This window comes from Micromonospora sp. NPDC005686 (genome assembly GCF_042871665.1).
Classification (GTDB): Bacteria; Actinomycetota; Actinomycetes; order Mycobacteriales; family Micromonosporaceae; genus Micromonospora.
On sequence record NZ_JBIAIY010000001.1, the window covers coordinates 370,035 to 380,541 of the forward strand.

The window sequence follows — 10,507 nt, forward strand, 5'->3', positions numbered from 1 at the left end:
GCAATGGCCGACATCGTGCTGGACAAGGTGAGCAAGCGGTTCCCGGACGGGACCACCGCCGTACAGGACGTCGACCTGGAGATCGCCGACGGCGAGTTCGTGATCCTGGTGGGCCCGTCCGGCTGCGGGAAGTCCACCACGCTCAACATGATCGCCGGGCTGGAGGACATCAGCTCCGGTGAGCTGCGCATCGGCGGTGAGCGGGTGAACGACAAGGCGCCCCGGGACCGCGACATCGCGATGGTCTTCCAGTCGTACGCGCTCTACCCGAACATGACCGTGCGGGAGAACATGGCGTTCCCGCTGCGGCTGGCGAAGCTGGACAAGGAGACCATCAACCAGAAGGTCGACGAGGCGGCGAAGGTGCTGGAGCTGACCGCGCTGCTGGACCGCAGGCCGGCCAACCTCTCCGGCGGCCAGCGGCAGCGGGTGGCGATGGGCCGGGCGATCGTTCGCCAGCCCAAGGCGTTCCTGATGGACGAGCCGCTGTCGAACCTGGACGCCAAGCTGCGCGTGCAGATGCGCACCGTGGTGTCCCGGCTGCAGAAGCAGCTCGCCACGACCACCGTCTACGTCACCCACGACCAGACCGAGGCGATGACGCTCGGCGACCGGGTGGTCATCATGCGGGGCGGCGCGGTGCAGCAGGTCGGGCCGCCGCAGGAGCTGTACGACCACCCGCGCAACCTCTTCGTCGCCGGGTTCATCGGCTCGCCCTCGATGAACTTCGTGCACGCCGTCGTGGAGGACGGCCGGCTGCGGACCGCGCTCGGCGACGTGCCGGTCGGCGATCGGATCCGGCGCGAGCTGGAGGCGGGCGACGCGCCCAGGGAGCTGATCCTCGGCATCCGCCCCGAGCACTTCGAGGACGCGGCGCTGATCGACGACGAGACCCGCCGCCGGGGCATCGAGTTCGAGGCACCTGTCGACATCGTCGAGTCGATGGGCTCGGACAAGTACGTCTACTTCACCGTCGAGGGGGAGCGGGCCACCGCCGCCGAGCTTGAGGAACTGGCCGCCGACACGGGCGCTGCGGACTTCGCCGGCGCCGGCTCCAACCTGGTCACCCGGCTGTCGGCGGAGTCGCCGGTCCGCGAGGGCGAGTCGCGCCGGGTCTGGTTCAACCTGGAGAAGATCCACCTGTTCGACCCGGGCAGCGGCCGCAACCTGACGCTGCACGAGGGCCGCTCGGCCGGCGCGCTGGCCGACTGAGCCCATCCGTCGGTGGCGGGTGACCCGCACCCGGCGATCACCTGCACGTCGGGGAAGTGGCATCACTCACGTGGGATGACGCCACTTCCCCGAACTGGCGTCTGCGGCCGGAGCGAACCAGGCGCCGGGCCGCCCGTGCGGCGGGCCGCATGCGGTGAGCGGAACACCACGGGTGCCTGCGGACGGTTGTGACACCCATGGTGTTCCACCCGTCGAGTTCTCGGCGAGCGTCACCAGGAGTGGCGCAGCTCCAGGCCGAGGAAGCGGGCGTAAGCCGTCAGCGCGGCGTTGACCCGGGTGCGCAGCGCGGCGTCGAACGGCACAAGCTGGTGCACGGCCACCGTCACCGTCTTCGCGCCGAGCGTCCGCGTCCAGGTGCCGACCACGCGCCCGCCGCGCACCACGGTCGACCGGAACATGCCGTTGTTGCCGGGGACCACTGCCGCGGCGTGCGCCGGGTCGAGCATCAGCGAGCGGTCCTTGAAGCCGAGCAGGTATTCGTCGAAGCCGGGCAGGGTGTGCACGTCGTCGACCGGTGAGCGGGGCGCGTCGAGCAGCGCGGCGTCGACCACCGCGGGCTCGCCGTCGACCTCGACCGGGGCGAGCAGGTCACCGGCGAGCGCGATCGCCCGGGTCGCGTCGGTGACGGTCAGGCCGGTCCACCGGGCCAGCTCGTGCCGGGTCACCGGGCCGTGGCCGCGCACGTAGCGCTGCGCCAGTAACGCCAGCGCCTCGTCGCGCTCCGGGCGGTGCGGGTCGGGCGCCCACTCGTCGAGCAGGACGAACGTCTGCTCGGTGCCGACGTGCGGCGCGATGCAGGTGACGCCGCGCTGGCTGGCGTACCAGAGCAGGTGATAGCCGCGCTGACCGTCCGTGTCCAGCCCGGCGGCCCGCAACGCGGCCAGGCACTCGGCGCGGGTGAGCCGGCCACCGCCGGCCAGCGCCGCGCCCAGCACGTCACCGGCCCGCTCACCGTCGGCGACGGTCAGCCCGAGCTGCCGCCATCGTCCGGCGATGCCGGCGAGCGTCCGCGCCCCGGTCAGCTCCAGCATCCACCGCGTGTCGCGCGCCGGGACCAGGTGCACGGTGCCGCGCATCGGCCAGGTGCGCAGCGCCTCGCGCCGCTCCAGCGCCGCGCGGACGTCGGCCTGGGTGGCGCCGGGCAGGCGTACGCCCAGCGACCACAGCCCGCTCGCCGCGTCCTGCGCCTGCATGGCGCCGAACCACTCGACCACGTCGGCGACGCCCTGCGGGCGGGCGGTGGGGTGCGGGCGCAGCAGCAGGCCGGTCATCCGCAGCGCGAGCGCCTCGGCGCGGCTCAGACGTGCGATCACGGGGTCAGCGTAGGCGCGGGATACGACAGCCCCTGATCGCGCTGCGCCGGCGGCGCTGCCGACACCAGCGCGATCCCCCGTTCAGGTTCCCGGCGCGGGGGCGGCCGGTGCGGCCGACGCCGGTCCGACCAGCATCCCGTGTGAGCTGGGCGGGGAGAGCGGTTGCGGACGGAACTTGCGCAAATCTTGAGCGACGCGCGGTCCAGGGCAGTCAGAGCCTGCGGGCCTGCTCCTCCGTGACGTCGCGGGGCCAGGTGTACGTCTCGCCGGCCGCCACGATCCCGCGCGGCAACGGCCAGACCAGCGGCCAGTCGGCCGGCGTGGCGGTACGGGTCTGCACCCGGCGAGCATGCCACGCCCGGCGTTTGACGGAACAAGTAACGGGTAGTCGCCGGAGCTGACCCGAAACCGAGGAGGGAACGTCTGATGGATGGCCAGGTCAAGGTCGCGGTGATCTATTACAGCGCGACCGGCATCACCTACCAGATGGCGCAGGCGGCGGTCGAGGCGGCCGGGGAGGCCGGCGCCGAGGTGCGCCTGCGCAAGGTACGTGAGCTGGCGCCCGACGAGGCGATCCGCTCCAACTCCGGCTGGCAGGCGCACCGGCTGGAGACCCAGGACGTGATGGAGGCCGAGCCGGACGACCTGGCCTGGGCGGACGTGGTGATCATGGGCGCGCCGACCCGGTACGGCATGATCGCCGCCCAGCTCAAGCAGTTCATCGACACGACCGGGCCGCTGTGGGCCAACGGCGCGCTGGCCGACAAGGTCTACACCGGGTTTACCTCGACCGCCACGTCACACGGCGGCCAGGAGGCGACGCTGCTGTCGCTGTACACGGTCTTCTACCACTGGGGCGGCATCGTGGTGACCCCCGGCTACACCGACCCGAGCCAGTTCGTCGCCGGCAACCCGTACGGCGCGTCGCACACCAGCAACAACGGCGAGGTGGCCCCGGACCACGTTGCCCTGACCGCCACCGCGCTGACCGCCAAGCGGGCCGTGCTCATGGGCGCCGCGCTGAAGCGGGGCATGGCCGGCTGACGGCCCGACTGGCGACCGGTGGCCGGGCGAGGGCTCTCGAACCCGCCCGGACCACCGGTCGCCAGTGCCCTACCCGCGATCGGCCGCGCCATGCGCGCTCAGCGCGGGGCGGTCGAGCAGATGCCCGAGCAGATCTGCCAGGACCGTCGTGCCGTCCTGGCTCAGCACCGACTCCGGGTGGAACTGCACCCCGGCGAAGCCCGCGCCGCGCAGCGCGTGCACCGCGCCGTCGGCCGGGTCGCGGGACACCTCGACCGGGCCGTACGGGCTAGCGACCCGGTCCGCGTCGGCGCGGGCGGTGAAGCTGGCGTAGAACCCGACCCGGCGGGTCACCCCGAACACCGGCACGTCCCGCGGCAACCCCTGGTACGGCGCGTCGCGGCGGTGCAGCGGCAGGCCCAGCAGCCCGGCGAGCAACTGGTGGCCCAGGCACACCGCCAGCGTCGGCCGGCCGGATTCGAGCAGCTCGGTCAGGAGCGTCCGCAGCGCCACCATCTTCGGTGCCGTCGCGTCCCGCGGATCACCCGGCCCAGGGCCGGCCACCACCAGGTCGTAGCCGTCCAGCGGACCCGGGTCCGGCCAGTCCCGCCGGGTCACGGTCAGGCCCAGCGCGCCGAGCTGGTGGGCGAGCATGCCGGTGAAGGTGTCCTCGCCGTCGACGATCAGCGCCCGGCGTCCGGCGAGCCCGCGCAGCGCGAGTGCCCCCGGCGTCCGCTGCTCCAGCCAGAACCGGGCCAGCGGGGCGTTGCGGGCGGCCAGCGCGGCGCGTACCTCGGGGTCGTCGGCGTACCGGACGGCCGGCTCGGTGGCCGAGCGCGGCGCGTCCGGGCCCAGGCCGAGCGCGGCCAGCACCCCGGCGGCTTTCGCGTGCGTCTCGGCGACCTCCCCGGCGGTGGTCGAGTGCCGGACCAGCGTCGCGCCGACCGGCACGCGCAGCGCGCCGGTCGGGGAGATCTCGGCGGTACGGATCAGGATCGGCGCGTCGAGCGTCTGCCGGCCCTGCACGTCGCGGCCCAGCAGGGCGAGCACCCCGGCGTAGTAGCGCCGGCCGGTGCGCTCGTGCCGGGCGATCACCCGGCAGGCGTTCTCCATCGGGCTGCCGGTGACCGTCGGCGCGAACATGGTCTCCCGCAGCACCTCGCGTACGTCCCGGGAACAGCGCCCGGCCAGGAGGTACTCGGTGTGCGCCAGGTGCGCCATCTCCTTCAGGTACGGCCCGACCACCTGGCCGCCGTGCTCGGCGACCACGGCCATCATCTTCAGCTCCTCGTCCAGCACCATGTAAAGCTCCTCCACCTCCTTCTCCTCGTACAGGAAGCGCAGCAGCTCGGTCCGGTCGACGGTCTCGCCCCGGTGCCGGAACGTGCCGCTGATCGGGTTCATCTCGACCAGTCCGTCGGTGACGCTGACGTGCCGCTCGGGGCTGGCGCCGACCAGGATCCGGGTGCCGGTGTGCACGAGGAACGTCCAGTACGCGCCCCGCTCGCGCAGCAGCAGCCGGCGCAGCGCGGCCAGGGCCGCGGCCAGCGGGTCGCCCTGCACCGTGGCGCGCATGGTGCGGTGGATGACGAAGTTCGCGCCCTCGCCCCGGCCGATCTCGTCGGTCAGCACCCGTTCCACGATCGCCGCGTACTCGTCGTCGGCGATGTCGAAGCCGGCGTCGCGGGTGCGTACCTCGGCGTCGGGCAGGTCGTCGAGCAGTTCGGCGAGTGGTATCCGCCGGTGCTCCTCGACCGTCAGGAACTCCAGTGGCAGCCCGTCGTCGACGCACTCGAAACCGCGTTCGGTGATCTGCCGGTACGGCACCACCGCCAGCGTGTGCGGCCCGGAGCCGTGCTCGGGCAGCGGCAGGTCGGCGAGCCGGTCGGCGGTGCGTACCGGGCCGGTGAACAGGTCGACGTGGCCGGCGCCCTCGCGGCGGACGAGCGCGAACGGGCCGGGGTCGCGGCCGGCAGCGACGGCGGCGAGCGGGTCGGACAGGCGGGTCATCGGGTCTCCTCGGTGGGCCGGTGGCCGCCGGTGGAGGCGACCCGGGATGCCGGGGGAGACCGGCGGCCGCCTCGTCGGGCGGCCGCGTGGGGAAAGCTACGCGGGGGGGTGGGCCGCCGGGTCGGCGGGCCACCAGCAGGACAGGTGCGCGAGCATGACGGTCACTGTACGCGGTCGGCGGTCGCCGCGGAACCCGATCACACGAGAGCGGTACGGATCTTGGCGTAGCCGCCGGCCGCCCCGGGTAGGTTGACCGGCGATGGACATTCTCGCTCTGGATCTGGGCACCTCCTCGGTGCGCGGCCTGGTGCTCGACGCGGACGCCGTGCCCCGTCCGGGCGCGCTGGCCCGGCGCCGGGTGCGCCTGGTAACCGGGGAGGACGGCAGCGGGACGCTCGACGGCCCGGCCTACCTGGCCTGCCTGATCGAGTGCGTGGACGAGTTGGCCGCCGGCGGGCACCTGCGGGACGTGGAGCTGGTGGCCATCTCCGCGCAGTGGCACTCGGTGCTGCCGCTTGCCGCCGACGGCAAACCGTCGGGACCGGTGCTGACCTGGCTGGACACCCGGCCGGAGCCGCTCGCCGGAGCGCCCGGGCCGGCCGACCCGGAGCACTTCCACAGGCGTACCGGCGCGTGGTGGCACCGCTGCTACTGGTCGGTGCGACTGCCCTGGCTGCGTGAGCGCACCGGCCCGGCGGCCCGCTTCACCGGGCTCACCGAGTACGCGCTCGGCACGCTGCTCGACGAGGCGCCGATGTCCGTGTCACTGGCCTCCGGCACCGGGCTGTTCGACCTGGGGCGCCTGGACTGGGATCCGGAGGCGTGCGAGCTGGCCGGCGTACGCCCGGACCGGTTGGCGCCGCCGGCCCCGCCGGGCTGGCACGGCCGGCTGAACGCGACGTACGCCCGGCGGTGGCCGCAGTTGGCCGGGGCGCGGTGGGCGCCGCCGGTCGGCGACGGCGCGGCGGCGAACGTCGGCTCGGGCTGCGTCGACCCTTCCCGTGCGGCGGTGACCGTCGGCACCTCGGCGGCGGTACGTGTGATCCAGGCGCTGCCGGCCGGCGCGGAGCCGCCGCCGCTGCCGGCCCGGCTCTGGCGTTACCGGGTCGACCACGACCACGTGGTGACCGGCGCGGCGTACTCCAGCGGCGGCAACCTGTTCGCCTGGGCGGCCCGCGAGCTGCGGCTGCCGGCGGGCCGGGAGTTGGAGGCGGCGCTGGACCGGGCCGCCGGTCCGGTGCGGGCCAACCCCCGGTTCGGCGGCGACCGTCCACCGGGCACCGCCCCGGCGGGATCGGGGGAGCTGCGCGGGCTGAGCTTCGGCACCACCGCGGTGGACATCCTCGCCGGCCTGATGAGCGGGCTGTGCCGGCTCGTCGCCGACGACCTGACCCTGCTGGAGGCCGACATCGGGGAGCCGATGGAGGTGATCCTCGGCGGCGGGGCGCTGACCGCCTCACCGTGGTGGCGCGGTGCGTTCCTCGACGCGCTCGCGCCCCGCCGGGTGTGCTGGCAACGCAACCCGGAGATCGGCGCCACCGGTGCGGCGCTCATCGCGCTGGGCCGGCTCGCGGAGGCGGGCGAGATCGCCGGGGTCGGCCGGACGGACGAGGCCGCCTCGCACGCGTGACCGTCCACCCCGCGGCGCTGACCGTCCTGGTCATGCCGTCCGGGCGGCCGTTGACACCGGCAGACGGCCTGATTGGATGGACTCCGCTCCCCGATGTGGTGGGGCGGGACGAGGAGGCAACCGTGGGCGCAGGTCCCGACCCGGTTCCCGGTGCGCCCCCTCAGCCGCACCGGCGGCGCTCCGGGTTCCGGCTGCGGGACTGGCGGATGGGCACCAAGCTCGCCACGGTGCTGGTGATCCCCTCACTGGCGTTCCTGATCCTGGCCGGCATCCAGACCCGGGGCCTGGTCGGGCAGACCACCACGCTGAGCGCCTTCGCCGAGCAGGTCGGCATCGGCCGGCAGATCTCCGCCGCCGTGGACCGGCTCCAGCACGAACGGGACCGCACCGCGGGCGAACTGGCCGCGCTGCGCCGTGTCGGCACCGGCGCCGACCGGGACGCCGCCGTCGCCGCGCTCAAACCGCTCCAGGAGGCCACCGACCGCGCGATGGCGGAGCTGCGCACCGCCGCCGCGCCGCTGGCCGACGCCGACGCCGCCTGGCGGGTCTCGTACTCCGAGGCCATCGAGGCGTACGACCAGGTAACGAACATCCGGGCGGCGGTGGCGCCGGCGGTGCTGTCCAGCGACACCGTGCTGAGCAATTACCACAGGTCCGTCGCGTCGCTGCTGAACCTGCTGGCCGAGCCGTCGCCCGGCGACGGCCGGCAGGACCTGACCGAGGCGGTGCTGCGGTACGTGCAGGTCTCCCGGGTCAAGGAGCTGTCCTCGCGCGTCCGCGCGGAGCTCTACGCCGCCGCCCGGGCCGGCCGGTACGAGCCCGACGCCCAGGTGACGCTGAGCGACCTGCGGGCCCAGCAGCTCACCGCGCTCGGTGCGTTCCGGGTCGCGGCGACCGCGGACCAGATCCGCCGCTACGACCGCACCTCGGTCGACCCGGCGTTCGTCGCCGCCACCCGGATGGAGGAGCGCACCCTGCCCGGCGGCGAGGCGAAGCCGGCCCTGCTGGACGCGGCCCAGTGGTGGGCGGCCAGCGAGCAGCGGCAGGAGCTGTTCCGCCAGTTGGAGAGCGAGATCGTCGGCGACGCGGTACGCCAGGCCGACGACGCCAGCGCCCGCCAACTGCGCGACACGCTGCTGGTGGGCGGCGCGATCGCCACCGTGCTCCTGGCCGCGGTGCTGATCTCGCTGCTGGTCGGCCGGTCGGTGGCCCGCGCCATGCGGCAGCTCCGCGGCCAGGCGCTGCGGATCGCGCAGGTGGATCTGCCGCTGACGCTGGAACGGCTGCGCACGGTGGATCGCCCGGTGGGCGCGATCGACGTGCCGCCCGCGGTGATCGACTCGCAGGACGAGATCGGCGAGCTGGCGGAGGCGTTCGTGGCGGTGCACCGCAGCGCCGTCGACGTGGCGGTCGAGCAGGCGATGATGCGGCGCAACGTCAATGCCATGTTCGTCAACCTGGCCCGGCGCAGCCAGGTGCTCGTCGAGCGGCAACTGGAGCTGCTCGACGACCTCGAACGCGAGGAGAGCGACCCGGACCAGCTGGAGAACCTGTTCAAGCTCGACCACCTCGCCGCCCGCATGCGCCGCAACGACGAGAGCCTGCTGGTGCTCGCCGGCAGCGAGTCGACCCGGCGGTGGAACCGTCCGGTGGGCCTGGGCGCGGTGCTGCTGGCCGCCAGTGCCGAGATCGAGCAGTACCAGCGCGTGCGCCACGAGAACCGGACCGACCTGCACATCGTCGGGCACGCGGTGGGCGACCTGGTGCACCTGTTCGCGGAGCTGCTGGAGAACGCCACCGCCTTCTCCCGCCCGGACACCGCGGTGCGGGTGGTCGTCGAGCCGGACGGCCGGGGCGCGCTGGTGCAGGTCGTCGACGAAGGCTTGGGCATGAGCCCGCCGGCGCTGGCCGAGGCGAACGCGGTGCTCGCCGAGCCGCCGGCCGCCGACGTGTCGGCCTCGGAGCGGATGGGCCTGTTCGTGGTGAGCCACCTCGGCGCCCGGCACGGCGTACGGGTGCGGTTGAGCGCCACCCGGGCGGGCCTGGTGGCCCGGGTGCGGATCCCGGCCGAGCTGCTGGCCGAGGCGCCCGGGCCGGAGACGGAACGGCCGGGGCCGGACCGGCTCGGGCGCGGCGCGGAGCAGCGGGCGCTCACCGGTCCGGTAGCGGCGTCCGGGGCGCTCGTCGCGGCGACCGCCGAGCTGCCGGTGGCCGGATGGCGTCCGGCGCCGGGCCAGCCCGCGGCGCTGCCGGTGTCCCCGCTGACCGGCCGGCCGCTCGGCGACGGGAGCGACGCCGGACCCGCCGCGCCGGCGCCGGCCGCCGCGCCGGTCACCGCACCGCGGCCCCGCCCGGGACGGGCCGAGGACGTGCTCACGCCGGACGTCGGCGCGGCGGGCGGCGGATGGTTCAGCCGGCAGGGGCCGGCCGCGTCGGCGCCGGGTGTGACGCCGGCCCCGGCGGCGACGCCGGTGACCGGAGGGACCAACGAGCGGGGCCTGCCGGTACGCGTGCCGATGGCCCAGCTCACCTCGGTCGCCCCGGACGGGCGTCCGGACCGCCCGACGGTGCGGCACGAGCCGGATCCGGAGGCGGTCGGCGGCATGCTGTCGCGCCTCTACAGCGGGGTACGGCGGGCCGAGGCCGAGGAGACCACCGAGATGTACCTGCCGCACGACGAAGGAGGACGACGACAGTGACGACGTTGAGCCAGGAGGCACGCGACCTGAGCTGGCTGGTGAACGCGTTCGCCGAGCGTGTTCCGGGAGTGGCCCACGCGGTGGTGGTGTCCTCCGACGGGCTCCTGGTGGCGATCTCGGCGAACCTGCCCCGCGACCACGCGGACAAGCTCGCCGCGGTGACCTCCGGCCTGATGAGCATCACCGCCGGGGCGGCACAGATGTTCGACGGTGACGTCGTCAAGCAGACGGTGGTCGAGATGGGGCGCGGCTACTTCCTGGTGATGCAGATCCGGGACGGCTCGATCCTGGCCACGCTGGCCGGGGCGGACGCCGACATCGGCGTGGTCGGCTACGAGATGGCGCGGCTGGCCAAGCAGGCGGGCGAGATGCTCACCCCGGCGTTGCGCGCCGAACTCCAGCAGGCGCTGCCGCGCTGATCCGCTGCCGGCGCTCACGCGCTGATCCGCTGCCGGCGCTTACGCGCTGATCCACCGGGTGCGGGGCCGGGCGGGCCCCCCCCCCCCCGGGGGGCGGGGGGGGGGGGGGGGGGGGGGGGGGGGTACTCGGGGGGTCAGTTGGGGGGGGGGGGTTGCAACCCCCGCGGGGTGGCCGAGTGG

At 74.6% G+C, this 10,507-nt stretch carries 8 protein-coding genes; 5 read left to right on the forward strand and 3 right to left on the reverse strand.

Features of this window, described 5'->3' with window-relative positions:
* Positions 1-3 precede the first annotated feature (3 nt).
* Complete coding sequence (locus ACFYON_RS01700) at positions 4-1,212, forward strand: sn-glycerol-3-phosphate ABC transporter ATP-binding protein UgpC (protein ID WP_357707591.1); 1,209 nt, start codon at positions 4-6, stop codon at positions 1,210-1,212.
* A 230-nt stretch (positions 1,213-1,442) separates the two neighbouring features.
* On the opposite strand, the gene ACFYON_RS01705 is transcribed toward ACFYON_RS01700, so the two are convergent.
* Together ACFYON_RS01705 and ACFYON_RS01710 are read right to left on the reverse strand one after the other, a co-directional pair.
* The gene (locus tag ACFYON_RS01705) at positions 1,443-2,546 is read right to left on the reverse strand and encodes a winged helix DNA-binding domain-containing protein (protein ID WP_354873170.1); all 1,104 of its coding nucleotides are present in this window, start codon (positions 2,544-2,546) and stop codon (positions 1,443-1,445) included.
* Between the two features lie 211 nt (positions 2,547-2,757).
* On the reverse strand, positions 2,758-2,886 hold the full coding sequence (locus ACFYON_RS01710; protein WP_355095519.1) for a hypothetical protein: 129 nt from the start codon (positions 2,884-2,886) through the stop codon (positions 2,758-2,760).
* Between the two features lie 86 nt (positions 2,887-2,972).
* Between ACFYON_RS01710 and wrbA the strand changes: the two genes are divergently transcribed.
* A complete protein-coding gene (gene wrbA / locus ACFYON_RS01715; RefSeq protein ID WP_354873167.1) occupies positions 2,973-3,590 on the forward strand; it encodes an NAD(P)H:quinone oxidoreductase in 618 nt (205 codons plus the stop codon).
* 69 nt (positions 3,591-3,659) lie between these two features.
* Here the strand turns inward: wrbA and ACFYON_RS01720 are convergent, their stop codons facing one another.
* Positions 3,660-5,579, reverse strand: a complete 1,920-nt coding sequence (locus tag ACFYON_RS01720) for a chorismate-binding protein (RefSeq protein ID WP_355095521.1) — start codon at positions 5,577-5,579, stop codon at positions 3,660-3,662.
* 259 nt (positions 5,580-5,838) lie between these two features.
* Here ACFYON_RS01720 and ACFYON_RS01725 point away from each other — a divergent pair, with 259 nt between their 5' ends.
* Genes ACFYON_RS01725 through ACFYON_RS01735 form a run of 3 tightly spaced genes read left to right on the forward strand, consistent with a single transcriptional unit; the run spans position 5,839 to position 10,327 of the window.
* The gene (locus tag ACFYON_RS01725; RefSeq protein WP_354873163.1) at positions 5,839-7,209 is read left to right on the forward strand and encodes an FGGY family carbohydrate kinase; all 1,371 of its coding nucleotides are present in this window, start codon (positions 5,839-5,841) and stop codon (positions 7,207-7,209) included.
* A gap of 32 nt (positions 7,210-7,241) precedes the next feature.
* On the forward strand, positions 7,242-9,908 hold the full coding sequence (locus ACFYON_RS01730; RefSeq protein ID WP_387188752.1) for a nitrate- and nitrite sensing domain-containing protein: 2,667 nt from the start codon (positions 7,242-7,244) through the stop codon (positions 9,906-9,908).
* Between the two features lie 5 nt (positions 9,909-9,913).
* Positions 9,914-10,327: a roadblock/LC7 domain-containing protein gene (locus ACFYON_RS01735; protein ID WP_334523680.1), complete on the forward strand. Its 414-nt coding sequence runs from the start codon at positions 9,914-9,916 to the stop codon at positions 10,325-10,327.
* Positions 10,328-10,507 lie beyond the last annotated feature (180 nt).

Bases quoted from the DNA above. Each gene is read 5' to 3' on its own strand.
- ACFYON_RS01700 (WP_357707591.1), top strand. From the start codon at position 4: ATGGCCGACATCGTGCTGGACAAGGTGAGCAAGCGGTTCCCGGACGGG.
- wrbA (WP_354873167.1), top strand. From the start codon at position 2,973: ATGGATGGCCAGGTCAAGGTCGCGGTGATCTATTACAGCGCGACCGGC.
- ACFYON_RS01720 (WP_355095521.1), bottom strand. From the start codon at position 5,579: ATGACCCGCCTGTCCGACCCGCTCGCCGCCGTCGCTGCCGGCCGCGAC.
- ACFYON_RS01725 (WP_354873163.1), top strand. From the start codon at position 5,839: ATGGACATTCTCGCTCTGGATCTGGGCACCTCCTCGGTGCGCGGCCTG.
- ACFYON_RS01730 (WP_387188752.1), top strand. From the start codon at position 7,242: ATGCCGTCCGGGCGGCCGTTGACACCGGCAGACGGCCTGATTGGATGG.